We start from the raw sequence: 25,769 nt of genomic DNA, 5'->3' as shown, positions 1-25,769 counted from the left end.
AAGGAGCTACGCCATGAGTGACAGTCAACTTCCACTGCCGACACCGTCCAAGGAAGTTCGCCAGTGGGCGATGCTCTGTCACTTCGCGGCGTTCTTCGGGTTGATGTTCCCGTTCGGCAGCCTGCTGGGGCCTTTGATCCTGTGGCAGGTGAAGAAGGACGCGGACCCGTTCATCGATGACCAGGGCAAGGAAGCGCTGAACTTCCAGATCACCGTGGGCATTGCCTGGGCGGTCTGCTTCCTGCTGGGCTTCATTGTGATCGGCTTCGTGTTGATGACCGTCCTGGTGATCGGCGCGGTGGTGATGACGATCATTGCGGGCATCAAGGCCAACAAAGGCGTGGCTTATCGTTATCCGTGGACGTTGCGGTTGATCAAATAACCACCGCCCACAAAAAAACCGACAGCAATGTCGGTTTTTTTGTGCCTGGAAAAAGACCTTAGATGGTCAGTGTCCAGTCGTAGTCCACGATCAGCGGCGCGTGCTGCGAGAAGCGCGGCTGGCGTGGCAGGCGTGCACTGCGCACAAAGCGGCGCAGGCCCGGGGTCAGCAGCTGGTAGTCAAAACGCCAGCCCAGGTTGAGCATCTCGGCCTGTTCGTTATCCGGCCACCAGCTGTACTGGTCGCCTTCGCGGCTGACTTCCCGCAGGGCATCGACATAGCCCATGTTGCCGACAATCTCGTCCATCCAGGCCCGTTCCGGCGCCAGGAAACCCGGAGATTGCTGGCTGTCGCGCCAGTTCTTGATATCGAGCTTCTGTTGCGCCACGTACAGCGAGCCACAGTAAATGTACTCGCGACGTTTGCGCCGCTGTTTATCCAGATAACGGGCGAAATCGTCCATTAGCTTGAACTTCTGGTTCAAGTCTTCATCGCCATTCTGCCCTGATGGAAGCAGCAAGGTCGCGATGCTGACCTTATCGAAATCGGCTTGCAGGTAGCGCCCGTAGCGGTCGGCTGTCTCGAAGCCGAGGCCGCTGATGACCGCCTTGGGTTGCAACCGCGAATACAAAGCCACGCCACCTTGGGTGGGAACTTCGGCATCACAGGCATAAAGGAAGTAGCCATCCAGTTGGAAGGCTGGGTCGTCCAGTTCAAAGGCGGAGGCGCGGGTGTCCTGCAGGCAGATGACGTCGGCATTCTGGGCTTGCAGCCAACTGAGCAAACCACGCTCGACTGCAGCCTGAATACCATTGACGTTCACACTGATGATCCGCATAAATGGCCCCAAAAATCGCGTGCGTGTATGATACACGCCGTCTACCTAATTAGCTAAATCCGTGGTATCTGAGGCTTTTTTCATGCAGGCGTATCAACGCGATTTCATTCGTTTTGCCATCGATCGCGGCGTATTGCGCTTCGGTGAGTTCACCCTGAAGTCCGGGCGCACCAGCCCTTACTTCTTCAATGCCGGCCTTTTCAACTCCGGTTCCGCCCTGGCGCAGCTGGGTCGTTTCTATGCGGCCGCCATCGTTGAAAGCGGTATTTCCTTCGACGTGCTGTTCGGCCCGGCCTACAAGGGCATTCCCCTGGCCGCCGCGACTGCCGTGGCGTTGGCTGAACATCACGGGCAGGATCTGCCATGGTGTTTCAACCGCAAGGAAGCCAAGGCCCACGGCGAAGGCGGCAGCCTCGTGGGCGCACCGCTCAAGGGCGACGTGCTGATCATCGACGACGTCATCACCGCCGGCACGGCGATTCGTGAAGTGATGCAAATCATCGCTTCCCAGGACGGCGCCAAGGCAGCCGGCGTGTTGATCGCGCTGAACCGTCAGGAGCGCGGCAACGGTGAATTGTCGGCGATCCAGGAAGTGGAACGTGATTTTGGCATTCCTGTCGTGAGCATCGTGTCCCTGAACCAGGTGCTGCAGTTCCTGGAAGATGACCCGCAGCTCAAGCGGCATCTGCCGGCGGTCAAGGCGTATCGCGAGCAGTTCGGCGTTTGATCTGAAAGCCAGGCAATAAAAAAGCCCCCACTCAACCAGGTTGAGCGGGGGCTTTTTGTTTTCAGCGCTTTACGGGCGCTTGCGATTGCTGATCAGGGTACCCACACCGGTGTCGGTGAAGATTTCCAGCAGGATCGCATTCGGAACCCGGCCGTCCAGGATCAACGAACTGCCGACGCCGCCTTGTACTGCTTCCAGTGCGCAGCGGATCTTCGGCAGCATGCCGCCGTAGATCGTGCCGTCGGCGATCAGGTCGTCCACTTGCTGGGTCGTCAGGCCGGTCAATACCTTGCCTTCCTTGTCCATCAAGCCGGCGATGTTGGTGAGCAGCATCAGCTTCTCGGCCTTCAGCGCCTCGGCCACCTTGCCGGCCACCAGGTCGGCGTTGATGTTGTAGGACTCGCCGTTGGCACCGACGCCGATTGGCGCAATCACCGGAATGAAATCGCCTTTCACCAGCAGGTTCAGCAGATCGGTGTTGATGCCGATCACTTCGCCCACTTGGCCGATGTCGATGATTTCCGGCTGGGTCATCTCCGGGGTCTTGCGGGTTACGGTGAGTTTCTTCGCCCGGATCAGCTCGGCGTCCTTGCCGGTCAGGCCGATGGCGCTGCCGCCGTGGCGGTTGATCAGGTTGACGATGTCTTTGTTCACCTGGCCGCCGAGGACCATCTCCACCACGTCCATGGTCTGGGCGTCGGTCACACGCATGCCGTCGATGAAGTGACTCTCGATGGACAGGCGCTTGAGCAGGTCACCGATTTGCGGGCCGCCACCGTGCACCACCACCGGGTTGATCCCGACGGCTTTCATCAACACGATGTCGCGGGCAAAGCCGGTTTTCAGCTCGTCGCTTTCCATGGCATTGCCGCCGTACTTGATCACCAGCGTCTTGCCGACGTAGCGTCGAATGTAAGGCAACGCTTCGGAAAGGACCTTGGCGGTGTTGGCGGCGGCTTCGCGTTCGAGGGTCATTCAGGGCTCCGGTACAAAAAATCAGAACGGTAATTGGAGATCAGGGGCAACACGTTTCAGCTGGGCGTGGAACACGTCCTTGATGCGCTGCAACTCAGCCTCGGAATCCGCCTCGAAACGCAGCACCAGCACCGGTGTGGTGTTGGATGCGCGAACCAGGCCCCAGCCTTTGGCGTAATCGACCCGCACGCCGTCAATGGTGGTCAGGTTGGCGCCTTCGCCCCATTGCGCATCGTGCAGTGCGTCAATGATGCTGAATTTGCTCTCTTCGGTCACATGGATATTGATCTCAGGCGTAGAAATATCATCCGGGAAGGTTGCAAACAGGTCTTCCGCGGTGGATTTTTCCTTGCTGAGGATCTCCAGCAGACGGGCGGCGCTGTAAATGCCGTCGTCAAAACCGAACCAGCGTTCCTTGAAGAACACGTGGCCGCTCATTTCGCCGGCCAACAGCGCGCCGGTTTCCTTCATTTTCTTTTTGATCAACGAGTGACCGGTCTTCCACATTAGCGGGCGACCACCGTATTCCTTGATCAGCGGCGTCAGGCGGCGGGTGCATTTGACGTCGAAGATGATCTCGGCGCCCGGGTTGCGCGCCACGACGTCGCGGGCAAACAGCATCAGCAGGCGGTCAGGGAACACGATATTGCCGGTGTTGGTCACCACGCCGACGCGGTCGCCGTCGCCGTCGAACGCCAGGCCCAGGTCGGCGCCGGTTTCCTTGACCTTGGCGATCAGGTCTACCAGGTTTTCAGGCTTGCCCGGGTCCGGGTGGTGGTTGGGGAAGTTGCCGTCGACCTCGCAAAACAGCGGGATCACTTCGCAATTCAGCGCTTCGATCAGTTGCGGGGCGATCACGCCGGCCGCGCCGTTGCCGCAATCCACCACCACTTTCAGGCGGCGGGCGAGTTTGACGTCGCGGGTGATCTCGTCCGAATAACGATCGAGAATTTCAACCTTGGTGATGGTGCCGGCACCGCTGGTCAGGTCGTTGGTCTTCAGGCGCGTGTGCAGGGCCTGGATCTGTTCGTTGGCGAGGGTATCGCCGGCGATGACGATCTTGAAACCGTTGTAGTCCGACGGGTTGTGGCTGCCGGTGAGCATCACGCCCGACTTGCCGGCCAGTACGTTGGCCGCGTAGTACAGCGCAGGCGTCGGCACCAGGCCCACGTCGCTGACATGGCAGCCGCTGTCGGCCAGGCCCTGAATCAGTTGCTCGACCAGCTCGGGGCCGGACAGGCGGCCGTCACGGCCCACGGAAACGTCAGGCTCGCCCTGCGCCAGGCTCTGGGAGCCAATGGCGCGGCCGATCCAGTAGGCGGTCTCGGCGGTCAGGGTCTTGGGGACCACGCCACGGATGTCATAGGCGCGGAAAATGCTGTCGGGAAATGTCGGGGCGACTCGGGCTGCATTGCTCATTGCGGGGGGAACTCCATCTGAAAAGGGCGGGGCTGGCCTCAAGGGTGCTGACCGGCAGGCTCAAACTGAAGGGTAAGACGGCGTTTTTGGCATAGAGTTCGTGGTGCAAAAGTGCCATCGGCGCCGAAGCACCGCTCTTTCGCCCGCTTAATGCCCTGATTTCACTGGGGAAATCTTGCTGATAAGTTCCGCGCATTCTTCATCCTGAAAGGCCATGCGTTGGCGTCAGGCCGGGTGAGGCACCCGGCTTGGTTCTGCTAAGTCAGTTCAGCTTAGTCAGTGGCTGCCGGAATGCCCGAAGCCACCTGCACCGCGCTGGGTTTCGTCGAACTCTTCGACCAGTTCGAAGTGCGCCTGCACCACCGGCACAAGCACCAGTTGGGCAATGCGCTCGCCGACGGCGATGTTGAACGCGGTCTGGCCACGGTTCCAGCACGACACCATCAACTCGCCTTGATAATCCGAGTCGATCAGGCCGACCAGGTTGCCGAGGACGATGCCGTGTTTGTGACCCAGGCCGGAGCGCGGCAGGATCAGCGCCGCCAGGCCAGGGTCGCCCACGTAGATCGACAGGCCGGTGGGAATCAGAATGGTCTGGCCCGGCTCAAGCACGGTGTCCTGCTTGAGCATGGCGCGCAGGTCGAGGCCGGCGGAGCCCGGAGTGGCGTAGGCCGGCAGCGGGAATTCGTTGCCGATGCGTGGGTCGAGGATCTTGGCTTGCAAAGCGTGCATGGAAATTAAACCTGGTTCAGCCGTAGGGCGATAAATGAGATCAGTTGGCGGGCAATCTTGCCCTTGCTGGTCTGGGCGAAAACGGTGGCGTGCAACTCGCGGTCGATCACGCTGATGGCGTTTTCCTCGCTGTTGAAGCCGATGCTCGGGTTGGCGACATCGTTGGCGACAATCAGGTCGAGGTTTTTGTCTTTCAATTTGCGTGCGGCGTAGTCCAGCAAATGCTCGGTTTCGGCGGCGAAACCAACGCTGAACGGACGGTCCTCACGGGTGGCGATGGTGGCCAGAATGTCCGGGTTGCGGACCATTTGCAGGAGCAGGCCGTCACCGCTTGTAGGGTCTTTCTTGAGTTTCTGCGGCGCAACCACTTCGGGGCGGTAGTCCGCTACCGCTGCCGAGGCGATAAACAGGTCGCAGGGAATCGCCGCTTCACAGGCCGCCAGCATGTCTCGGGCGCTGACTACGTCGATTCGGGTGACGCGATCCGGCGTTGGCAGATGCACCGGGCCGGTGATCAGGGTTACCCGGGCGCCTGCCTCGACCGCCGCTTCAGCCAGGGCAAAGCCCATTTTTCCTGAGCTATGGTTGGTGATGTAGCGCACCGGGTCGATGTTTTCCTGGGTCGGGCCGGCGGTGATCAGCACGTGCTTGCCGGTCAGCGCCAGGTGCTGGAAGCAGTCGGCGGCGCATTGGGCGAGGTCGGTGGCTTCGAGCATGCGGCCCATGCCCACGTCGCCGCAGGCCTGGCTGCCGGAGGCCGGGCCGAAGACCTTGAGGCCGCGGCTTTGCAGGAGCTGGGTGTTGGCCTGGGTGGCCGGGTCGCGCCACATGGCCTGGTTCATGGCCGGGGCGATGGCGACGGTGGCGTCGGTGGCCAGCACCAGGGTCGTCAGCAGGTCGTCGGCAATGCCTTGGGCCAGGCGGGCGATCAGGTCGGCGGTGGCCGGGGCGATCAGCACCAGGTCGGCCCACTTGGCCAGCTCGATGTGGCCCATGGCGGCTTCGGCCGCAGGGTCCAGCAAGTCGAGGTGAACCGGGTGGCCGGACAGGGCTTGCATGGTCAGCGGGGTAATGAATTCACTGCCGCCACGGGTCATGACCACGCGCACTTCGGCGCCTTGGTCCAGGAGCCTGCGAACCAGCTCTGCGCTCTTGTAGGCGGCAATGCCGCCGCCGACGCCGAGAACGATGCGTTTCCGATACAGACGCTGCATTGGCTTGCCTTTCCAGTTCAGTGATGGCGTTGCGATGCCCCCTCCCCAGGTGAAATCGCACGCAAAAAGATGGCCTAAGATACCACAGCGTCCGCCATGCAACAGCGGCGCACATGCACACGGAGGTGCCATGAGTATTCGTGATTGGCCTGCGGCCGAGCGCCCGCGGGAGAAGCTGTTGGAGCTGGGGGCGGCGAGTCTTTCCGATGCCGAATTGCTGGCGATTTTCCTGCGCACCGGGGTGGCCGGTAAAAGTGCCGTCGACCTGGCGCGGCACCTGCTGGCGCAATTTGGCAGCCTGCGGGCACTGATGGAGGCACGGCAGTTGGTGTTCAGTCAGCACCTGGGGTTGGGGCCGGCGAAGTTCGCCCAGCTCCAGGCTGTGCTGGAAATGGCCCGTCGCCATCTGGCTGAGCGCCTGCGCTGCGATTCGGTGCTGGAAAGCCCGGAGGCCGTGCGCGACTACCTGAAGGCGCTGTTACGCCATGAGCCTCACGAGATATTTGGCTGCCTGTTCCTCGACTCCAAACATCGGGTGCTGGGGTTCGAGAAGTTGTTTCAAGGCACCATCGACACCGCCACGGTCTACCCCCGGCAAGTGGTCAAGCGCGCCCTGGACTACAACGCCGCCGCCCTGATCCTGTGCCACAACCATCCTTCCGGCAGCGCCGAGCCCAGCATCGCTGATCGAAAAATGACCAGGGTGCTGCAAAAGGCTCTGGAGATGGTGGACGTGCGCGTGCTGGACCACATCATCGTGGGGGAGGGTGACCCGCTGTCGATGGCGGAATATGGGTGGATGTAGGGCCTGTAGGAGCGAGTTTGCTCGCGAAAAACCTGAGGTCACCGTTGGGTCTCGGGTTTCCCGCGTTATCGTTGACGACCTTCGCGAGCAAGCTCGCTCCTACAGGGGGCCAGGATTATGGCTTGACGCTGACTTTCGAGTAATCCTGACGCCCGAACGGGCTCACCTGGTACCCCTCGACATTCTTGCGAGTCAGGGCGAACGCGGTCGGATGCGCCAGTGGCAGCCACAGTGCCTGTTGCTGGATCTGCGCCTGGGCCTGCTGATACAGCTTGCTGCGCACCCCCTGTTCGCTGGTGGTCTTGCCGGCGCTGATCAGCTTGTCCAGCGCCGGGTCGCAGTAGCGGGCGAAGTTGGTGCCGGACTTCACTGCCGCGCAGGAGAACTGCGGCGTGAGGAAGTTATCCGGGTCGCCGTTGTCGCCGGCCCAGCCCATGAACAGCAGATCGTGCTCACCCGCCTTGGCGCGGCGGATCAGTTCGCCCCACTCGATCACGCGAATTTCAGCCTGGATGCCGACCTTGGCCAGGTCCGCTTGCAGCAACTGCGCGCCGAGGCTCGGGTTGGGGTTCAGCAGGCTGCCCGACGGCCGGGTCCAGATGGTCGTCTTGAAGCCGTCCTTGAGTCCGGCGCGGTCCAGTAGCTGCTTGGCCTTGGCGATGTCTTGCGGGTAGCCCGGCAAGTCCTTGGCGTAGCTCCAGGTGTTGGGCGGATAGGGGCCGTTGGCGGCTTCGGCGGTACCTTCAAATACGGCCTTGAGGTAGCTGGCCTTGTCGAAGGCGAGGTTGATCGCCTGGCGAACTTCCGGCTTGTCCAGCGGCGGGTGCTGGCTGTTGATGGCGACAAACGCAGTCATGAAGGCCGCGGTTTTCTCGATCTTCAGGTCAGCGTCTTTCTTGGCGGCGTCGATGTCCAGTGGCTTGGGCGACAAGGCGATCTGGCACTCGTCGCGACGTAATCTCTGCAGGCGCACGTTGGCGTCCGGGGTGATCGCGAAGATCAGGTTATCCACCGCAGGTTTGCCGGCGAAGTAGTCCGGGTTGGCCTTGTAGCGAATCGACGCGTCCTTCTGGAAGCGCCCGAAAATGAACGGCCCGGTGCCGATAGGCTGGCTGTTGAGCTTCTCGGGTGTGCCGGCCTTGAGCAGTTTGTCGGCGTATTCCGCCGGGTAGATCGAGGCAAAGCCCATGCTCAAGGCGGCGAGGAAGGTCGAATCGGCGTGGTCCAGGGTAAAACGCACGGTCAGCGGGTCGAGAGCGTCAATCTTCTTGATCAGCGTCGGCAGTTGCAGGGATTGGGCGTGTGGGAAGCCGCTCTGGGCGACCTTGTGCCACGGGTTGGCCGGGTCGAGCATGCGTTCGAAGCTGAAGCGCACGTCTTCGGCGGTCAGGCTGCGGCTTGGGGTGAAGTAGTCGGTGCGATGGAATTTAACGTCCGGGTGCAGCTTGAAGGTGTACGTCAGGCCGTCCGGCGACACTTCCCAGCTGTCCGCCAGGCTGGGGACCAGCTTGCCACTGGTGGCGTCGAAGTCCACCAGGCGGTTCATCAATACGTCTGCCGAGGCGTTGGTGGTGGTCAGCGAGTTGTATTGCACCACGTCGAAGCCTTCGGGGCTGGCTTCGGTGCAGACGCTCAAGGTGGTAGCCGCCTGGGCGTGTGCAGCAATAAAAAGAGGGGCTAGCAATAGCGGTAGGGCAGCGAGGCGCATATTCGGTTTCCTTTGCAGATCGAAGGCCCATCTGCGAGTGCAGTCTGGAAAAGTCCTACCGTAGTGGGCTGATTGACAAATGACTAGCCCATTTTTGCCTGTGCTTTTGCCTCAAATACTGTTTTGATGGCGCCTCAGGTCGTTTTGCCGGGCACTTTGCAGTGCGCGCAGGCGCTGTAAATCATTCTGTGCGACGAGCGGTTAGCTTCTATAGCGGCCCACCCTGGCAACGGTTCAGGCGTCCATGGCCTGGATTTACGCGTGGAAAAACACACGGCCTGTTGTTGCACTGGGGTCTTTCTGGTATAAAGCAGCGCTCTTTTCTAGGGGCCCGGTTCCTTCGCTAGTAGGTGTAGCCGGTAAGACCCTAAAGAAACGCGGCGCCTGGCGCCAAATGACTGAGAGATTAAGCGGCCAACCCATGCCGGGTTGGGCATGTGGTTTTAGAGGGCTGAGGCATGTCGAGAGTCTGTCAAGTTACCGGTAAGGGTCCGGTGACTGGGAATAACATTTCCCACGCAAACAACAAAACCCGTCGTCGTTTCCTGCCAAACCTGCAGCATCACCGCTTTTGGGTTGAAGAAGAGAAACGTTTTGTCCGTCTGCGCGTATCTGCCAAAGGCATGCGTGTTATCGACAAGCGTGGCATCACTGTCGTGCTGGCCGAACTGCGCCGCGACGGCAAAATCTAAGGAGCTAAATCATGCGTGAATTGATTCGAATGATCTCTAGCGCCGGTACTGGTCACTTCTACACTACCGACAAGAACAAGCGTACTACCCCGGACAAGCTCGAAAAGAAAATGTTCGACCCGCGCGTTCGCAAGCACGTGATCTACAAAGAAGGCAAAATCAAGTAATTGGTTTTCTTTCTTGTGAAAAAAAGCCCGTATCTCACGATGCGGGCTTTTTTTTGTGCCTGAAGAATTGATCAGGCCTTTTCTTCGAACACCACGTAGATCTTGCGGCAGGGTTCCAGCACTTCCCAGGTGCCAGTGAAACCGGCCGGGATGACGAAGCGGTCACCGGCCCGCAAGGTCTTGGCGTTGCCGTCGGCGTCACGCAATACGGAGACGCCCTGCACGATCTCGCAGTATTCATGCTCGGTGTAGTTGACCTTCCACTGCCCGACTTCACCTTCCCAGACTCCGGCGCTCATTTGGCCGCACGGACTGTTGTAGTGGTTGTAGACGGTTTGCTCGGGGTCGCCCTTGAGGATTTTCTCCGCGGCCGGACGGTAGCGGTCAGGTTCGGTCCTGGCCTGGCTGAAGTCGACGATATTCTGGATGTTCATGGGCGTGTCCCGTCTGGCCTGCGGTTGGAGAGCCCAAAGTCTATGTTTATTAAAATGAACATCGCAAGGGCGTTTGCTGGCGTTATGTCAAATATATTGAAACATCCATCGTCGCTGGTTTAGGGTGGCAGGTGCCTTGAGCCGAACAGCTGGCTGGCCGGGCAAGAATTCTTCGAAGGTGCCTGGGTACATCGCCCGGCCCTTGTATTCAATAAGAGGAGGACACTCGCATGACCACCCTGACCCGTGCCGACTGGGAACAACGCGCCAAGGATCTGAAGATCGAAGGCCGTGCCTACATCAATGGCGAATACACCGCCGCCGTTTCCGGCGACACGTTCGAATGCCTCAGCCCGGTCGATGGCCGCCTGCTGACAACCGTTGCCAGCTGTGACGTCGCCGACGCCCAGCGCGCTGTTGAAAACGCCCGCGCCACCTTCAATTCCGGTGCGTGGTCGCGCCTGGCACCAGCCAAGCGCAAAGCCACCATGATCCGTTTTGCCGGCTTGCTCAAGGCCAACGCCGAAGAGCTGGCCCTGCTTGAAACCCTGGACATGGGCAAGCCGATCAGCGATTCCCTGTACATCGACGTTCCCGGCGCGGCGCAAGCCCTGAGCTGGAGCGGCGAGGCCATCGACAAGATCTACGACGAAGTCGCCGCCACCCCCCACGACCAACTGGGCCTGGTGACCCGCGAGCCCGTCGGCGTTGTCGCGGCCATCGTGCCGTGGAACTTCCCGTTGATGATGGCCTGCTGGAAACTCGGGCCGGCGCTGTCCACCGGTAACGCGGTGATCCTCAAGCCGTCTGAAAAGTCGCCGCTGACTGCCATCCGCATCGCGGCCCTGGCCGTTGAAGCCGGGATCCCGAAAGGCGTGTTCAACGTGCTGCCGGGTTATGGTCACACTGTGGGCAACGCCTTGGCGCTGCACATGGACGTCGACACCCTCGTGTTCACCGGTTCCACCAAGATCGCCAAGCAACTGCTGATTCGCTCCGGCGAGTCGAACATGAAGCGCGTCTGGCTGGAAGCCGGCGGCAAGAGCCCGAACATCGTGTTCGCCGATGCCCCGGACCTGCAAGCCGCCGCTGAATCCGCCGCCAGCGCCATCGCCTTCAACCAGGGCGAAGTGTGCACCGCCGGTTCGCGCCTGCTGGTAGAGCGCTCCATCAAGGATAAATTCCTGCCGCTGGTGATCGAGGCCCTCAAGGCCTGGAAGCCGGGCAACCCGCTGGACCCGGCCACCACGGTCGGCGCGCTGGTGGATACCCAGCAGATGAACACCGTGCTGTCGTACATCGAGGCCGGGCATGCCGATGGCGCCAAGCTGGTGGCCGGTGGCAAGCGCACGTTGCAGGAAAGCGGCGGCACCTATGTCGAACCGACGATTTTCGACGGCGTGACCAACGCCATGAAGATCGCCCAGGAAGAAATCTTCGGCCCGGTGCTGTCGGTGATTGCCTTCGACAGCGTGGAAGAAGCCATTGCGATCGCCAACGACACCCAATACGGCCTGGCTGCTGCGGTGTGGACGTCGAATATCTCCAAGGCACACCTCACCGCCAAGGCACTGCGTGCCGGCAGCGTGTGGGTCAACCAGTACGATGGCGGCGACATGACCGCACCGTTTGGTGGTTTCAAGCAGTCGGGTAACGGCCGCGACAAGTCGCTGCACGCGTTCGACAAGTACACCGAGCTGAAGGCGACCTGGATCAAGTTGTAAGCTTCCAGAAACACCGCTGTAAAAAATGTGGGAGCGGGCTTGCTCGCGAATGCGGTATCACAGTCGCTGATGTATTGACTGGTACACCGCATTCGCGAGCAAGTCCGCTCCCACACTGTTTTGTGTGATCTCCAAATAATCCACAGGAGCGTGGAAATGCGTTGGGCGACCTATTTCGCCGTGTTGGCGTCGGTCTTGAGCGTGGGCCTGGCACTGGGCGTGAGCATGCCGCTGGTGTCCCTGCGCCTGGAAAGCTGGGGTTACGGCAGCTTCGCCATCGGCGTAATGGCCGCCATGCCGGCCTTCGGTGTACTGCTCGGGGCCAAGGTTTCCAGCGGCCTGGCCTCGCGCCTGGGCACGGCGAACCTGATGCGCCTGTGCCTGTGGGGCGGGGCGATTTCCATCGGATTGCTGGCGGTTCTGCCCAGCTACCCGGTGTGGCTGGTGCTGCGGCTGATGATCGGGGTGATCCTGACCATCGTGTTTATCCTCGGCGAAAGCTGGATCAACCAACTGGTGATCGAGCGCTGGCGCGGCCGGCTCGTGGCGCTGTATGGCTGCAGTTATGCCTTGAGCCAACTGTCGGGCCCGTTGCTGCTGGGCGCGCTGGGTACGGATAACGACATCGGCTTCTGGGTAGGCGTTGGCCTGCTGACGTTCTCGCCGATCCTGCTGCTGGGCCGATCCGGCGCGCCGACTGCCGAGTCCTTCAGCGTGACCTTCGGCGACTTGCTGCGTTTCTGCCGGGGCTTGCCGGCGATTGCCTGGGCGGTGGCGTTATTCGCCGCATTCGAGGCGATGATTCTTACGCTGCTGCCGGTGTATTGCCTGCAGCAGGGCTTCACCGCCGAGATCGCCCTGGCGATGGTCAGCACCGTGGTGGTCGGTGACGCGTTGCTGCAACTGCCGATTGGTGCACTGGCGGACTACCTGCCGCGGCGCACGCTGTTTCTCGGCTGTGTACTGATGCTGCTGGCGACGAGTCTGGCGATCCCGCTGTTGCTGGATACGCTGATGATCTGGCCCGTATGGGTGCTGTTTGGCGCCAGTGCCGGTGGCTTGTTCACCCTGTCGCTGATCCTGATTGGCGAGCGCTACCGTGACGACGCGCTGGTGCGCGCCAATGCGCACATCGCGCAGCTGTGGGGCATTGGCTGCCTGATCGGGCCGTTGGTGGCCGGTGCTGGCAGCCAGTGGATCAGCGGGCATGCCTTGCCGCTGTTGATGGCGGCGGGGGCGTTGGGGTTGGTGGTTCTGCTGCTCCGCCAAGGTGCATTCGGCGCTGCACAGCCGGCCTAGAGCATGCGCTCCAGGCCCACGCTGGTGGCGAACCAGGCATTGAACCGGCGCCACCAACTGCCCGGTTCGCGGGTCAGGGTGTGCAGTTGGCCGTTGTCTTCAGTGACCCAGACCACCTGGCCATCCTGCAGTTTCGCCTGATAGCTCAATGGCGGCGCCATGCCTTCCAGGGCAAGGTTGCGCACGTGCTCTGCCAGCTCCGGGCTGTCTACCAGTACCCCGACTTCGGTGTTCCACAGCACCGAGCGCGGGTCGAAGTTGAAGGAGCCGATGAAGGATTTCTCCCGGTCAAAGATGATCGCCTTGCTGTGCAGGCTGGAATCCGAGCCATGGAAGGTGCCTTTGCGGAACAGATGAGGGCCACTGCCGCCTCCGTCTCCCGGCTGGCGGCGCAATTCGTACAGCTTTACCCCGTGTTCCAGCAACGCCTTGCGATAGGGCGCATAACCGCCGTGCACCGCTGGCACGTCGGTGGCTTCCAGGGAATTGGTCAGCAGGCTCACCGAGACGCCGGCGTCCGCACGGCCGGTCAGGTACACGAGGCCAGGTTGCCCCGGTACGAAGTACGCCGAAATCATCATCAGCTCATGGCTGACCCCTTCCAGCTCCGGTGCCAGCTGGGTGGTGAGCAGCAGCCGGGGATCCGGATCGGCCTTGGCCAGCACTTTGCTCGGCGCATCCCACAGCGCCTGGTTCCAGGCCCAGATCAGCTCACGGCGCCAGATGTCCATGCGCGGCTGGGTCTTGTAGGTGCGCAGGCGGTTGTACAGGGCATGGTTTTGTTGGCGCGATTCGGCCAGGGAGTCTTCCAGGCGTACGCGGGCGCTGGCCAGGTCGCCTTTGGAGGCGCTGCTGACGAAGTCACCGATGGGTTTGCTCAGGGCACTGTTCCAGTACTGATCGAAACTGTGGCCCAGTTGCTCGGCCACCGGGCCCACGCTGAGCATGTCGATATCGGTGAAGTTGAGGTTGGGTTCGGCGTCGAAATACTCATCCCCCAGGTTGCGCCCGCCAACGATGGCCACGCTGTTGTCTGCCAGCCACAGCTTGTTGTGCATGCGCCGGTGTTGCAGCGAGAGGTCGAACAGCCGTGCCATGGCCCGCGTTACGCCGGTGCTGCGGCCCAGGTGCAGCGGGTTGAACAGGCGGATCTGGATGTGCGGGTGGGCGGCGAGGGTGGCTATGATCTGGTCCAGGCCGTCGCTGGTGGTGTCGTCCAGCAGGATGCGCACGCGCACGCCACGGTCGGCGGCCTTGAGCAGCTCATCCACGAGCATCCGCGTGCTGATGCCGTCGTGGACGATGTAGTACTGCAGGTCGAGGCTGGTCTGGGCGTTGCGGATCAGTTCGGCGCGGGCCATGAAGGCTTCGCTGCTGTTGGGCAGCAGGCGGAACCCGGAGCGGCCTTTGTAGGGCGCGGCCTGGGCCTGGATCGAGCGGCCGAATGACGACTCACTTGCCGGCAGCGCCTCGCTGGGCGTACGCGGCGAGTCGAGGGTGGCGCAGCCGCCCAGGGCCAGGATGCCCAGCAGGAAAAACGGTAATAGCCGTTGGGTCATCAATGACATGGGTTCCGAATCAGGGCGGTTGTCGGCATATGACGGCTATTTCCCGGGAAAGGTCAGTCCGCTGCTTCGGCCAGCAACTTGATGGCGGTGGCGCCGACCTTGCGCACGGCCTCTTCAATCTGCGGCGTTGGTTTGGCAGCGTAGTTCATGCGCAGGCAGTTCCTGTACTTGCCGGAGGCGGAAAAGATACTTCCCACAGCAATCTGTACACCTTCATCCACCAGCAGCCGGTTGAGCTTCAACGTGTCGAAGCCTTCCGGCAGTTCCACCCACAGCATGAAGCTGCCCTGTGGGCGGCTGGCGCGGGTGCCTGCGGGGAAATAACGGCTGACCCAATCGAGCATCAAGTCGCGATTGCGCTGGTATTGGGTACGCATCCGGCGCAAATGCGGTTCGAAATGACCGTTTTTCAGAAATTCGGCAATCGCGATCTGTGGCTGGGTCGCGGTGGCGCCGGTACTGATGTATTTCATGTGCAGCACACGTTCCAGGTAACGGCCGGGTGCAACCCAGCCGATCCGCAGGCCGGGCGCCAGGGTTTTCGAGAAAGAGCTGCACAGTACGACGCGGCCATCTTCGTCGAAGGATTTTATGGTGCGTGGACGCGGGTAGCTGTAGGCCAATTCTCCATACACATCGTCTTCGATGATTGCCACGTCGAAGCGCTGTGCCAGGGTCAGCAGTGCGCGTTTGCGCGATTCCGGCATGATGTAGCCGAGCGGGTTGTTGCAGTTGGGGGTCAGCTGGATGACCTTGATCGGCCACTGTTCCAGCGCCAGCTCCAGCGCTTCCAGGCTGATGCCGGTGAGTGGGTCGGTGGGGATTTCCAGGGCCTTCATGCCCAGGCCCTTCAGGGTTTGCATGGCGCCGTGAAAGCTTGGCGAGTCGACGGCAACGATGTCGCCCGGCTCACAAATGGCGTGGATGCTCGCGGACAGCGCTTCGTGGCAGCCGGTGGTGATCACCAGGTCCTGGGGCGTCAGTTGGCAGCCGGAGTCGAGCATCTGGCGGGCAATCTGTTCGCGCAGGTCCAGGTTGCCGTGGATGGTGTCGTAATACAGCCCCGGCATGTCCTGGCGTCGACTGATCCGCGCCAGGCTGCGCAGCAAGGGTTTCATGGTTGGCGACAATACATCCGGCATGCCCCGGCCCAACTGTATGGTGTCTTTGCGTGGCACCGCGCGGATCAGCTCCAGTACCTGGTCCCACTGGGAAATTTCCACCGGGCGCTGGGCCGGGCGGCCTATGGCGGGCAGCGCCGGCAAGTCGCGGCTCACCGGCACGAAGTAGCCGGATTTTGGCTTGGGCATCGCCAGACCGTTGTCTTCCAGCACGCGATAGGCCTGCTGCACGGTGCTCAGGCTGACCCCATGCTCCACGCTCAAGGCCCGCACTGACGGCAATCGATCGCCCGGGCGGTAGAAGCCCTGCTCGATGCGCGTGCCCAACAGTTCGGCGAGGTTGACGTATAGCGTCATGGCGAGGCTTCCCGATTACCAGTACAGATCAGCCGAAAATACAGGATTCAGCGGCAGATAGGCAGTATCTGTATGGATTTAATACCGGGCGGTTGAATCTGTCATGGTTTCGCGTGCCGGCTCATCCTGTGTACTCATGGCAATACGTAAATGAGGGGCAGGAAAATGAGCGGTCTGAGCGATGTGCGGTTGGCGTTACACAGTCAGGAACTCGAAGCTGGGCAGGAGCGGCGCATGGCGACGCGTACCACGGCCCCGGCACTCAGTGCATGGGCGTTGTTCTGGCACCGTGTGCACACGCGCAAGACCTTGCTGGAGCTGACCCCGGAGCAACTGCGTGACGTGGGCCTGAGCGCCGAGCAGGCGCGCCGGGAAGGCTTGAAACCCTTCTGGCGCGGTTGATTCAGACCAGTTCTTTTAACCGGTGCCAGAGCATTCCCAGCGCCAATAGCGGCGAGCGCAAGTGCTTGCCGCCCGGGAAGGTGATGTGCGGCACCTTGGCAAACAGATCAAATCGCCCGCTTTGCTGGCCGCTGATGGCTTCGCCCAGCAGTTTGCCTGCCAGGTGAGTGGCATTGAGACCGTGACCCGCGTAGGCCTGGGCGAAATACACATTGGGGTGGTCGGCCAGGCGGCCAATCTGCGGCAGGCGGTTGGCGCCGATGCCGATCATGCCGCCCCACTGGTAATCGATGTTCACGTCGGCCAGTTGCGGGAACACCTGCAGCATTTTCGGACGCATATAGGCGCCGATGTCCTTCGGATCCCGTCCGGAATAATGGCAGGCTCCCCCGAACAACAAGCGTCGGTCGGCTGACAGCCGGAAGTAGTCCACGGTCACCCGCTGGTCACACACTGCCATGTTTTGCGGCAGCAGCTCGGCTGCCTGGGCTTCGCTCAAGGGCTCGGTGGCGATGATGTAGCTGCCGGCGGGCAGCACCTTGCCACTCAAATGCGGGTTAAGGCCGTTCAGATAGGCGTTGCAGCCCAGTACCAGGGTCTTGGCGCGCACGTTGCCTTGGGCGGTGTGCACGTTGACCTCCGGGCCGTAGTCGATGCGCACCGCTTCGGAATGCTCGAACAATTGCACGCCCAACTGCTGTGCGGCAGCCGCCTCGCCGAGGGCCAGGTTCAGCGGGTGCAGGTGGCCGGAACCCATGTCGATCATGCCGCCCACATAGCGGTGGGAGCCGATCACGCTGGGCATTTCGCTGGCTTGCAGCAGGCGCACTTCGTGGCGATAACCGAGGCTTCGCAGTTCTTCGGCGTCGGCGGCCAGGTGTTCCAGGTCGCGGGGTTTGTTGGCCAGGTCGCAGTAGCCCCAGGTCAGGTCGCAGGCGATCTGCGAACGTTCGACCCGCTGGCGCACGATTTCCACGGCTTCCAGGCCCATCAGTTTCATCTGGCGCACGCCATCGGCGCCGATGACGTGGGTGAACTGATCCAGGCCATGACCGACGCCGCGAATCAACTGCCCGCCGTTGCGCCCGCTGGCGCCCCAGGCGATTTTGCGGGCCTCCAGCAGGACCACGCTGAAACCACGCTCGGCCAGTTCCAGGGCGGTATTCAGCCCCGAAAAGCCGCCGCCGACCACGCACACATCGGCCACGACTTCACCTGTCAGCACCGGATAATCGGGCTGCGGGAAACTGCTGGCGGCGTAGTAGGAATTGGCGTGCCGGGCGCTGGCGGTCATGGGGGGCCTCCCTGTTTGGAAAATTTGACGCAGGATACAGCGGTCGGGCGAAGCTGTCTCACCGGGGGCTTTTAGGGCAAAATCCACGTCTATTCGCCGTTTGGTCCCTGTGTCGATGAGTTGCAACAGCCAGAAAGTCAACGCGCTGCGCCGGCAGATTCCCTCGTTCGAGTGCGTCCCGGGTTGCCATGACTGCTGTGGGCCGGTGACCACCTCCACCGAGGAAATGTCGCGCCTGCCGCGCAAGACCGCTGCCGAGCAGGAAGCGGCGATGGACGAACTCAATTGCGTGCACCTGGGCCCCAACGGCTGCACGGTGTACGACGAGCGCCCGCTGATTTGCCGCCTGTTCGGCACCACGCCGACCTTGCCATGCCCCAACGGCCGCCGCCCGGTGGAGTTGATCCATCCGCGGGTGGAAAAGCAGATTCACGAGTACATGGCGAGCACGCGGCAGGTGTTGGTCTAGCGCTTAGTCCGGGATGGGCAGGTTCAAACTCTCCTTCACCTCTTCCATCACGATGTAGCTCTTGGACTCCCGTACGTGGGGCAGCTTGAGCAGGATATCGCCGAGTAACTTTCGGTACGACGCCATCTCCGAGATGCGTGCCTTCACCAGGTAGTCGAAATCCCCGGAGACCAAGTGGCACTCCAGCACGTGGGGCAGTTTCAGCACAGCGCGTCGGAATTCTTCAAAGGTGTCGCCGGACTTGTAGTCGAGGCTGATCTCGACAAACACCAGCAAACTGCCCTTCAAATGCTGCGGATTGAGCCGGGCGTTGTAGCCCATGATGATCCCTTCGCGCTCCAGGCGCCGGACCCTTTCGGTGCACGGCGTGGTCGACAGGCCAACCTTTTCCCCCAGCTCAGTAAACGAAATTCGTCCGTCTGCCTGCAGGATGCGCAGGATGTTGCGGTCGATCTTGTCCAGTTCCCGCTTGGTCTGAGTGTTGGTCCGCATAGGGGATGCTCCTCCGTGAAAAGGGTTTTTGCCGAGAATTGTCGCCAAATATAGGCAGTTATATAGTGAAATGCACTGGCGATTGCTTTTTATACTGCCCACATCTTTGTGCTGAACAACAAACGTCAGCGGTCAAGCCGTGATGAGGGAATAAAAATGCGCGTTCTGGTCTTGGGTAGCGGTGTCATTGGCGTGGCCAGTGCCTACTATTTGGCACGAGCTGGTTTTGAAGTGGTCGTGGTCGACCGTCAACCGGCTGTGGCCATGGAGACCAGTTTTGCCAACGCCGGGCAGATCTCGCCGGGCTACGCCTCGCCATGGGCCGCACCGGGTGTGCCGCTCAAGGCTATCAAGTGGCTGCTGGAGCGCCATGCGCCTCTGGCGATCAAGGCCACCGCCGACATCGACCAATACCTGTGGATGGCGCAGATGCTACGCAACTGCACCGCCAGCCGGTATGCGGTGAACAAGGAGCGCATGGTGCGCCTGTCCGAGTACAGCCGCGACTGCATCGACGAACTGCGCGCCGAGACCGGTATTGCCTACGAAGGCCGCACCCTTGGGACTACGCAACTGTTCCGCACCCAGGCCCAGTTGGATGGTGCTGCCAAGGACATCGCGGTATTGAAAGAGTCTGGCGTGCCTTACGAGCTGCTGGATCGCGCCGGCATTGCCCGCGTCGAGCCGGCCCTGGCCAGCGTTACCGATATCCTCGCCGGTGCCCTGCGTCTGCCGAATGACCAGACCGGCGACTGTCAGATGTTTACCACCCGCCTTGCCGACATGTGCAGGCAACTGGGTGTCGAATTCCGCTTTGAGCAAGATATCCAGCGCCTGGACTACGCCGGTGACCGGGTTAACGGCGTGTGGATCGACGGCAAGCTGGAAACCGCCGACCGCTACGTGCTGGCCCTCGGCAGCTACTCGCCGAAACTGCTCAAGCCGCTGGGGATCAAGGCGCCGGTGTACCCGCTCAAGGGCTACTCGATGACCGTGCCGATCACCAACCCGGCGATGGCCCCGACCTCGACCATTCTCGACGAGACCTACAAGGTCGCGATCACCCGTTTCGACAACCGCATTCGCGTCGGTGGCATGGCTGAAATAGCCGGTTTTGACCTGTCGCTGAACCCGCGTCGGCGGGAAACCCTGGAGATGATCGTCAACGACCTTTATCCTCAGGGCGGTGATTTGAGCCAGGCCAGTTTCTGGACCGGCCTGCGTCCGACCACCCCGGACGGCACACCGATTGTCGGTGCTACCCCGTTCAAAAACCTGTTCCTGAACACCGGCCACGGCACCCTCGGCTGGACCATGGCCTGTGGCTCTGGTCGTTTGCTGGCGGACCTGATGGCGAAGAAAACCCCGCAGATCAGTGCCGAAGGCCTCGATATTTCCCGTTACGGCAACCACCAGGAGTCCGCAAAACATGTCAATCCAGCGCCAGCTCACCAATGAGCGCATGAGCCAGATCGTTGTTCACAGCGGTACCGTGTATCTGGCAGGGCAAGTCGGCGACGACATGAGCGCTGGGATTGAACAGCAGACCCGTGAAACCCTCGTCAATATCGAGCGTTTGCTGGACCTGGCCGGCACCGACAAGACCAAGCTGCTGTCGGTGACCATTTACCTGAAAGACATCGACGCGGACTTCGCCGGGATGAACGCGGTATGGGACAAGTGGCTGCCAAAAGGTGTCGCACCGGCCCGTGCCACGGTTGAAGCGAAGCTCTGCGAACCGGAAATCCTGGTTGAGCTGTCGGTTGTGGCCGCTCTGCCTTAAGCCAAACTCCTCTCCCGGCGCCTGCGTTGTCAGCGGGTGCCGGTTTTTTCTTCTCACTGCCGCCTAGAAGCCTGCCGCCATGCGTCCTGCCCGTGCCCTGATCGACCTTCAAGCCCTGCGCCATAACTACCAACTGGCCCGTGAAGTCACGGCTGGAGCGAAAGCCCTTGCCGTGATCAAGGCGGATGCCTACGGCCACGGTGCCGTGCGCGTAGCCCAGGCGCTGGAAGCCGAGGCGGACGGGTTTGCGGTGGCGTGCATCGAAGAAGCGCTGGAACTGCGGGCCGCCGGGATTCGCGGGCCGGTGCTGTTGCTCGAAGGGTTTTTCGAGGCCGACGAACTGCCGCTGATCATCGAGCATGATTTGTGGTGCGTGGTGCATTCGCTGTGGCAGCTGGACGCGATTGAACAGGCGCAGCTCAGCAAACCGCTGACCGTCTGGCTCAAGCTCGACTCGGGCATGCACCGTGTTGGCTTGCACCCCAAGGATTATCACGACGCCTACCAGCGCCTGCTGGCCTGCGGCAAGGTCGCGAAGATCGTGCTGATGAGCCACTTCGCCCGTGCCGATGAGCTGGACAGCACCAGCAGCGAAGAGCAAGTGGCGGTGTTTGAAGCAGCGCGCCAGGGCTTGTCGGCCCAGGTCAGCCTGCGCAATTCGCCGTCGGTGCTGGGCTGGCCGAATGTGTCCAGCGACTGGGTGCGCCCGGGCATCATGCTGTACGGCGCCACGCCGTTTGGCGAAGACCAGGCCATCGCCGCGCGTTTGCAGCCGGTGATGACCCTCGAATCGAAAGTCATCTGCGTACGTGAACTGCCGGCCGGCGAGCCGGTGGGTTACGGCGCGAAATTCATCACCCCGAAACCGATGCGCGTCGGCGTGGTGGCCATGGGTTATGCCGACGGTTACCCGCGTCACGCACCCACCGGCACGCCAGTGCTGGTGGCCGGTCAGCGCAGCCAGTTGCTGGGCCGGGTGTCGATGGACATGCTGTGTATCGACTTGACGGACGTGCCACAGGCCGGGCTCGGCTCCACGGTCGAATTGTGGGGCAAAAACATCCTCGCCAGTGACGTCGCCACCGCTGCCGACACCATTCCCTACCAGATCTTTTGCAACCTGCGCCGGGTGCCACGGCTCTATTCCGGCGCTTGAGCGGCACCCACGAATGGCAGATCCCGGGATTTAGGCCAAAGTGTTGTAAATACTGAACGCTGTCGCCATGATAACGCTCAATTACAACAACGCCTGAATCCTAGGAGGCTCCTGCATTGGACGTCGGCGAACGACTGCAATCCATCCGTAAACTGAAAGGTCTTTCCCAGCGTGAGCTTGCCAAGCGCGCGGGCGTCACCAACAGCACCATTTCGATGATCGAAAAAAACAGTGTCAGCCCCTCCATCAGCTCCTTGCGCAAGGTGCTGGGCGGCATCCCCATGTCGATGGTGGAGTTTTTTTCCGAGGAGATCCTCCAGGAAAAACCGACCCAGATCGTCTATAAAGCCAATGAGCTGATCGACATCTCCGACGGCGCCGTCACCATGAAACTGGTGGGCCGCGCGCACCCGAGCCGGGCGATTGCGTTCCTCAACGAGATCTACCCGCCAGGTGCTGATACCGGCGAAGAGATGCTCACCCATGAGGGCGAGGAAACCGGGATCCTGGTGGAAGGCCGCCTGGAACTGGTAGTGGGCCTTGAAACTTTTGTGCTCGAAGCCGGCGATAGCTACTACTTTGAAAGCACCAAGCCGCACCGTTTTCGCAATCCGTTCGAAGTGCCGGCGCGACTAATCAGCGCAGCCACACCCGCGAACTTTTAAGAAAAGAGGCGTCCTGCCTATGTCGCAGAGACGCCCGTAGCAGTATTCCGCCCTGCTGAATCTCCCCTTGGTTAATAGGGTTGTTTCGGCGGGGCGGGCTAACCGTTATACTTTCGCCGCCTGCGAAACCGTGGCCGCAGGCGTGAATAGCCACCATTGAGGGTGAACGCGTGAACCTAATTATGAAAATGCTGGCTGCACCAGCAACCGTACTGGCCCTATGGGCTGTCAGCGCTCAAGCTGCGACCAATGATGAGATTGCCAAGCGCCTGGAGCCGGTCGGCCAGGTGTGTGTCCAGGGGCAAGAGTGCAAGGGGATGGAAGTCGCCGTGGCTGCGGGCGGCGGCGGTGGCGCGAAATCGCCGGATGACGTGATCGCCAAACACTGCAACGCTTGCCACGGTACCGGCCTGTTGGGCGCACCGAAAATCGGTGACACCGCCGCCTGGAAAGACCGCGCGGATCACCAGGGCGGCCTCGACGGCCTGCTGGCCAAGGCCATCACCGGCCTGAACGCCATGCCGCCCAAAGGCACCTGCGCCGATTGCTCGGATGCCGAGCTTAAAGGTGCGATCGAGAAGATGTCGGGGCTTAAATAAACCGATCTTCGTCAAAAAAGCCGCTGACCAGCGGCTTTTTTGTGCCCGCGATTTACCTTTTGAGGCTGTTCTTTGCAGCAAAGACCCGGCAAGCTCGGTCCAACCCCAATTCATGGAATGTTCGGGAGAAGTCGGATGGTGCAGTTGTGTTCAATCGAGCAAGCGGTCGACGACGTACTGGCACGGTTGCCGGCGCATATTCATATGGGCATGCCCCTGGGCCTGGGCAAACCCAACCTGTTCGTCAATGCGCTGTACCGGCGCATCGCCAAGCTGCCGGACCGGGCGCTGACCATCTATACCGCGCTGGCTTTGGGTCGCCCGACCTTGGGCGATGGTTTGCAGAAGCGCTTTCTGGAACCCTTTATCGAGCGGGTTTTTGGTGATTATCCCGAGCTGGAGTTCCTCGCCGCCTTGCGCAAGGACAACCTGCCATCCAACATTCACGTGCAGCAGTTTTTCATGCAGCCCGGCAGTTTGCTCCACAGCCTTTCGGCCCAGCAGGATTACGTCAGCAGCAACTACAGCCACGCCGCCCGTGATATCAACGCCGCCGGCCTGAACCTTGTGGCGCAACTGGTGGCCAGCAGCGCCGAACACCCGGACCGCCTGAGCCTCAGCTGCAACCCCGACATCACCCTCGACCTGTTGCCGATGATCGCCAAGCGCCGCGAGGCCGGTGAGACCATTTTGGTGGTGGGCCAGGTCCACAGTGATTTGCCCTACATGCCCGGCGACGCCGAATTGGGCATGGACGCATTCGACTTCCTGATCGACGAGAAGGACAGCACCACGCTGTTCTCCACCCCGAATATGCCGGTGGGCTTCCAGGACCACTTTATCGGTTTGCACGCCAGCACCCTGGTACGCGACGGCGGCACCCTGCAGATCGGCATCGGCTCCATGGGCGACGCACTGACCGCCGCCTTGCTGGCGCGCCAGGCGGACAACGAGGCGTATCGCCTGTTGCTGACCGACCTGGATGTGTACCAATGGGCGCCGCTGATCAGCCATGAAGGCGGCGTCGCGCCCTTTGCCCGTGGCCTGTACGGTTGCAGTGAAATGTTCGTCAACGGCCTGCTGGTGCTGGCCGATGCCGGGATTGTGCGGCGCAAGGTGTACCCGGATGTCGCGACCCAGCAGCGAGCCAACGCCGGCACCCTGGACGAAGCGGCGCAGACCGACGGGATCTCGGTGCATGGTGGGTTCTTCCTCGGGCCGCGCAGTTTCTACGAGCGCCTGCGTGATTTGCCACAGAGCAAGCGCCTGGAATTCAACATGACCCGCATCAGCTACATCAACGAGCTGTACGGGCAAGAAGAGCTCAAGCGTTTGCAGCGTGTGGATGCGCGTTTTATCAACAGCGCGTTTACCGTGACCCTGATGGGCGCGGGCGTGGCCGACCAGTTGGAAGACGGTCGGGTGCTCAGCGGTGTTGGCGGGCAATACAACTTCGTTGCCCAGGGTCATGCGCTGGAAGGCGCGCGCTCGATCCTGATCCTGCGCAGCTGGCGCGAATCGGGTGGTGACGTCAGCTCCAATATCGTCTGGGAGTACGGTCACTGCACCATTCCCCGGCACCTGCGAGACATCGTCATCACCGAGTACGGCATCGCGGATTTGCGCGGGCAGACCGATGCCAAGGTGATTGAAAGGCTGCTGAACATCACCGACTCGCGCTTCCAGGACGACTTGATCGAACAGGCGCAAAAGGCCGGGAAGTTGCCGAAGGATTTCCAGCTGGATCCGCGTTTTGCCGATAACACGCCGGAGCGTTTGCAGGGGATTCAGGCGCGGCATCCGCGGTTGTTCCCGGAGTATCCGCTGGGGAGTGATTTCACCGAGGAAGAGCGGGATTTGTTGCGGGCGTTGAACTGGCTCAAGAGCAAATTCAAGCTGACGGAGATTCTGGAGCTGGGCAAAGCGGCGCTGGATGCACCGGAACCGGAGGCGTTTCCCGAGCACCTGGTGCGGATGCGGCTGGATAAGCCGGAGGGGTTGAAGGAAGACTTGTATCAGCGATTGTTACTTGCAGGGCTTCAAGAAACCGCCCACTAACGGGTCGGCATCGGCCTTTGTGGTGAGCGGGCTTGCCCCGCGCGAGGCAAGCTCGCTCACCACAAAAAGTCGGCGAGTGCGGGTTACTCGATGAAGGTCACCACGCCACCCGCCAACGACTGCACCCGCGCCAGCGACTCAACCCGGTAACCCTGCGCATCCAGCTCCGCACGGCCGCCCTGGAACGACTTCTCGATCACGATCCCCAAGCCGGCAACGGTCGCGCCGGCCTGTTTGATGATCGAGATCAGCGCCTGGGACGCCTTACCATTGGCCAGGAAGTCATCGATGATCAGCACGCGGTCGCTGCTGGTCAGGTGGCGCGGGGAAATGGCCACGGTGCTTTCGGTTTTCTTGGTGAAGGAATACACCGTCGCCGACAGCAGGTTTTCGGTCAGGGTCAGGGACTGCTGCTTGCGCGCGAAAATCACCGGCACGCCCAGGTTCAGGCCGGTCATGATCGCCGGCGCAATGCCCGAGGCTTCGATGGTGACGATCTTGGTGATCCCCGAATCCTTGAACAACGCAGCGAATTCGTCACCGATCAGTTTCATCAGCGCCGGGTCGATCTGGTGGTTCAGAAAGGCGTCGACCTTGAGTACCTGATCGGAAAGCACGATGCCTTCTTCGCGAATTTTCTTGTGCAGTGCTTCCACGAAAGCTTCCTCTGTTGGCGCAACACGCGCCGA

Annotated in this window: 26 protein-coding genes and 2 pseudogenes; 15 read left to right on the top strand and 13 right to left on the bottom strand. The window is 61.4% G+C overall.

Annotated elements, in window-relative coordinates; genetic code table 11:
- Window positions 1-13: 13 nt before the first annotated feature.
- Window positions 14-382 carry a DUF4870 domain-containing protein gene (locus P3C29_RS05040; protein ID WP_003213278.1) on the top strand — a complete coding sequence of 123 codons (369 nt, stop codon included), beginning with the start codon at window positions 14-16 and terminating at the stop codon, window positions 380-382.
- Between the two features lie 58 nt (window positions 383-440).
- Here the strand turns inward: P3C29_RS05040 and P3C29_RS05035 are convergent, their stop codons facing one another.
- The gene (locus tag P3C29_RS05035) at window positions 441-1,220 is read right to left on the bottom strand and encodes an exodeoxyribonuclease III (protein ID WP_003195493.1); all 780 of its coding nucleotides are present in this window, start codon (window positions 1,218-1,220) and stop codon (window positions 441-443) included.
- A gap of 82 nt (window positions 1,221-1,302) precedes the next feature.
- On the opposite strand from P3C29_RS05035, the gene pyrE reads away from it, so the two are divergent.
- Window positions 1,303-1,947: an orotate phosphoribosyltransferase gene (gene pyrE / locus P3C29_RS05030; protein ID WP_275964017.1), complete on the top strand. Its 645-nt coding sequence runs from the start codon at window positions 1,303-1,305 to the stop codon at window positions 1,945-1,947.
- 69 nt (window positions 1,948-2,016) lie between these two features.
- Here the strand turns inward: pyrE and argB are convergent, their stop codons facing one another.
- The 4 genes and pseudogenes from argB to coaBC form a co-directional block, all read right to left on the bottom strand.
- Window positions 2,017-2,922 (bottom strand): acetylglutamate kinase, encoded by a 906-nt coding sequence (gene argB / locus P3C29_RS05025; protein WP_003213275.1) that lies wholly within the window; start codon window positions 2,920-2,922, stop codon window positions 2,017-2,019.
- Between the two features lie 21 nt (window positions 2,923-2,943).
- Window positions 2,944-4,320 (bottom strand): annotated as a pseudogene (locus P3C29_RS05020) (phosphomannomutase/phosphoglucomutase); the annotation flags it as partial.
- 297 nt (window positions 4,321-4,617) lie between these two features.
- Window positions 4,618-5,073, bottom strand: coding sequence for a dUTP diphosphatase (dut, locus tag P3C29_RS05015; protein ID WP_003213270.1), 456 nt, complete (start codon window positions 5,071-5,073; stop codon window positions 4,618-4,620).
- Window positions 5,074-5,078: 5 nt separating this feature from the next.
- A complete protein-coding gene (gene coaBC / locus P3C29_RS05010; RefSeq protein WP_010168193.1) occupies window positions 5,079-6,287 on the bottom strand; it encodes a bifunctional phosphopantothenoylcysteine decarboxylase/phosphopantothenate--cysteine ligase CoaBC in 1,209 nt (402 codons plus the stop codon).
- A gap of 130 nt (window positions 6,288-6,417) precedes the next feature.
- Between coaBC and radC the strand changes: the two genes are divergently transcribed.
- Window positions 6,418-7,092 (top strand): DNA repair protein RadC, encoded by a 675-nt coding sequence (radC, locus tag P3C29_RS05005; protein ID WP_169386834.1) that lies wholly within the window; start codon window positions 6,418-6,420, stop codon window positions 7,090-7,092.
- 4 nt (window positions 7,093-7,096) lie between these two features.
- On the opposite strand, the pseudogene P3C29_RS32630 reads toward radC, so the two are convergent.
- Both P3C29_RS32630 and P3C29_RS05000 read right to left on the bottom strand, forming a co-directional pair.
- Window positions 7,097-7,183, bottom strand: a pseudogene (locus P3C29_RS32630) (outer membrane lipoprotein carrier protein LolA); the annotation flags it as partial.
- Between the two features lie 24 nt (window positions 7,184-7,207).
- Entirely contained in the window at window positions 7,208-8,800 is a 1,593-nt protein-coding gene (locus P3C29_RS05000) for an ABC transporter substrate-binding protein (RefSeq protein ID WP_201125696.1), read from the bottom strand.
- 458 nt (window positions 8,801-9,258) lie between these two features.
- Between P3C29_RS05000 and rpmB the strand changes: the two genes are divergently transcribed.
- Complete coding sequence (rpmB, locus tag P3C29_RS04995; RefSeq protein WP_003213263.1) at window positions 9,259-9,492, top strand: 50S ribosomal protein L28; 234 nt, start codon at window positions 9,259-9,261, stop codon at window positions 9,490-9,492.
- A gap of 11 nt (window positions 9,493-9,503) precedes the next feature.
- Window positions 9,504-9,659 (top strand): 50S ribosomal protein L33, encoded by a 156-nt coding sequence (gene rpmG / locus P3C29_RS04990; RefSeq protein WP_003176906.1) that lies wholly within the window; start codon window positions 9,504-9,506, stop codon window positions 9,657-9,659.
- A gap of 71 nt (window positions 9,660-9,730) precedes the next feature.
- Here the strand turns inward: rpmG and P3C29_RS04985 are convergent, their stop codons facing one another.
- On the bottom strand, window positions 9,731-10,093 hold the full coding sequence (locus tag P3C29_RS04985) for a cupin domain-containing protein (protein WP_275964016.1): 363 nt from the start codon (window positions 10,091-10,093) through the stop codon (window positions 9,731-9,733).
- Window positions 10,094-10,323: 230 nt separating this feature from the next.
- On the opposite strand from P3C29_RS04985, the gene P3C29_RS04980 reads away from it, so the two are divergent.
- Together P3C29_RS04980 and P3C29_RS04975 are read left to right on the top strand one after the other, a co-directional pair.
- Window positions 10,324-11,817: an aldehyde dehydrogenase gene (locus tag P3C29_RS04980; RefSeq protein WP_275964015.1), complete on the top strand. Its 1,494-nt coding sequence runs from the start codon at window positions 10,324-10,326 to the stop codon at window positions 11,815-11,817.
- Window positions 11,818-11,973: 156 nt separating this feature from the next.
- On the top strand, window positions 11,974-13,116 hold the full coding sequence (locus tag P3C29_RS04975) for an MFS transporter (protein WP_275964014.1): 1,143 nt from the start codon (window positions 11,974-11,976) through the stop codon (window positions 13,114-13,116).
- Here P3C29_RS04975 and P3C29_RS04970 read toward each other — a convergent pair.
- Both P3C29_RS04970 and P3C29_RS04965 read right to left on the bottom strand, forming a co-directional pair.
- A complete protein-coding gene (locus P3C29_RS04970; RefSeq protein ID WP_201126249.1) occupies window positions 13,113-14,675 on the bottom strand; it encodes a phospholipase D family protein in 1,563 nt (520 codons plus the stop codon). The genes P3C29_RS04975 and P3C29_RS04970 overlap by 4 nt on opposite strands.
- A 62-nt stretch (window positions 14,676-14,737) precedes the next feature.
- The gene (locus P3C29_RS04965; RefSeq protein ID WP_010168170.1) at window positions 14,738-16,162 is read right to left on the bottom strand and encodes a PLP-dependent aminotransferase family protein; all 1,425 of its coding nucleotides are present in this window, start codon (window positions 16,160-16,162) and stop codon (window positions 14,738-14,740) included.
- Window positions 16,163-16,327: 165 nt separating this feature from the next.
- On the opposite strand from P3C29_RS04965, the gene P3C29_RS04960 reads away from it, so the two are divergent.
- The gene (locus P3C29_RS04960; RefSeq protein WP_201125693.1) at window positions 16,328-16,564 is read left to right on the top strand and encodes a DUF1127 domain-containing protein; all 237 of its coding nucleotides are present in this window, start codon (window positions 16,328-16,330) and stop codon (window positions 16,562-16,564) included.
- 1 nt (window position 16,565) lies between these two features.
- Here P3C29_RS04960 and P3C29_RS04955 read toward each other — a convergent pair whose 3' ends face one another.
- Window positions 16,566-17,858 carry an FAD-binding oxidoreductase gene (locus tag P3C29_RS04955; protein ID WP_201125692.1) on the bottom strand — a complete coding sequence of 431 codons (1,293 nt, stop codon included), beginning with the start codon at window positions 17,856-17,858 and terminating at the stop codon, window positions 16,566-16,568.
- Window positions 17,859-17,973: 115 nt separating this feature from the next.
- On the opposite strand from P3C29_RS04955, the gene P3C29_RS04950 reads away from it, so the two are divergent.
- Window positions 17,974-18,327 carry a YkgJ family cysteine cluster protein gene (locus tag P3C29_RS04950; protein WP_177112377.1) on the top strand — a complete coding sequence of 118 codons (354 nt, stop codon included), beginning with the start codon at window positions 17,974-17,976 and terminating at the stop codon, window positions 18,325-18,327.
- Between the two features lie 3 nt (window positions 18,328-18,330).
- On the opposite strand, the gene P3C29_RS04945 is transcribed toward P3C29_RS04950, so the two are convergent.
- A complete protein-coding gene (locus P3C29_RS04945; protein ID WP_003206849.1) occupies window positions 18,331-18,819 on the bottom strand; it encodes an Lrp/AsnC ligand binding domain-containing protein in 489 nt (162 codons plus the stop codon).
- Window positions 18,820-18,975: 156 nt separating this feature from the next.
- Here P3C29_RS04945 and dadA point away from each other — a divergent pair, with 156 nt between their 5' ends.
- From dadA to P3C29_RS04915, 6 genes are all read left to right on the top strand, one after another.
- Window positions 18,976-20,277 (top strand): D-amino acid dehydrogenase, encoded by a 1,302-nt coding sequence (gene dadA / locus P3C29_RS04940; RefSeq protein WP_275964013.1) that lies wholly within the window; start codon window positions 18,976-18,978, stop codon window positions 20,275-20,277.
- On the top strand, window positions 20,249-20,602 hold the full coding sequence (locus P3C29_RS04935) for a RidA family protein (RefSeq protein ID WP_003208752.1): 354 nt from the start codon (window positions 20,249-20,251) through the stop codon (window positions 20,600-20,602). The genes dadA and P3C29_RS04935 overlap by 29 nt, the downstream gene beginning before the upstream one ends.
- A gap of 79 nt (window positions 20,603-20,681) precedes the next feature.
- Complete coding sequence (gene alr / locus P3C29_RS04930; protein WP_275964012.1) at window positions 20,682-21,758, top strand: alanine racemase; 1,077 nt, start codon at window positions 20,682-20,684, stop codon at window positions 21,756-21,758.
- Between the two features lie 116 nt (window positions 21,759-21,874).
- The gene (locus P3C29_RS04925; protein ID WP_003208755.1) at window positions 21,875-22,423 is read left to right on the top strand and encodes a cupin domain-containing protein; all 549 of its coding nucleotides are present in this window, start codon (window positions 21,875-21,877) and stop codon (window positions 22,421-22,423) included.
- 182 nt (window positions 22,424-22,605) lie between these two features.
- Window positions 22,606-23,022: a c-type cytochrome gene (locus P3C29_RS04920; RefSeq protein WP_003208757.1), complete on the top strand. Its 417-nt coding sequence runs from the start codon at window positions 22,606-22,608 to the stop codon at window positions 23,020-23,022.
- 135 nt (window positions 23,023-23,157) lie between these two features.
- Complete coding sequence (locus P3C29_RS04915) at window positions 23,158-25,080, top strand: acetyl-CoA hydrolase/transferase C-terminal domain-containing protein (RefSeq protein ID WP_275964011.1); 1,923 nt, start codon at window positions 23,158-23,160, stop codon at window positions 25,078-25,080.
- Window positions 25,081-25,163: 83 nt separating this feature from the next.
- On the opposite strand, the gene P3C29_RS04910 is transcribed toward P3C29_RS04915, so the two are convergent.
- A complete protein-coding gene (locus P3C29_RS04910; protein ID WP_008439415.1) occupies window positions 25,164-25,736 on the bottom strand; it encodes a xanthine phosphoribosyltransferase in 573 nt (190 codons plus the stop codon).
- Window positions 25,737-25,769 lie beyond the last annotated feature (33 nt).

The sequence above is a fragment of the Pseudomonas sp. 1912-s genome (assembly GCF_029269205.1).
Taxonomy (GTDB): Bacteria; Pseudomonadota; Gammaproteobacteria; order Pseudomonadales; family Pseudomonadaceae; genus Aquipseudomonas.
Note: the sequence above shows the minus strand (reverse complement) of the source record. Positions and strands in the feature narration are given on the sequence as shown.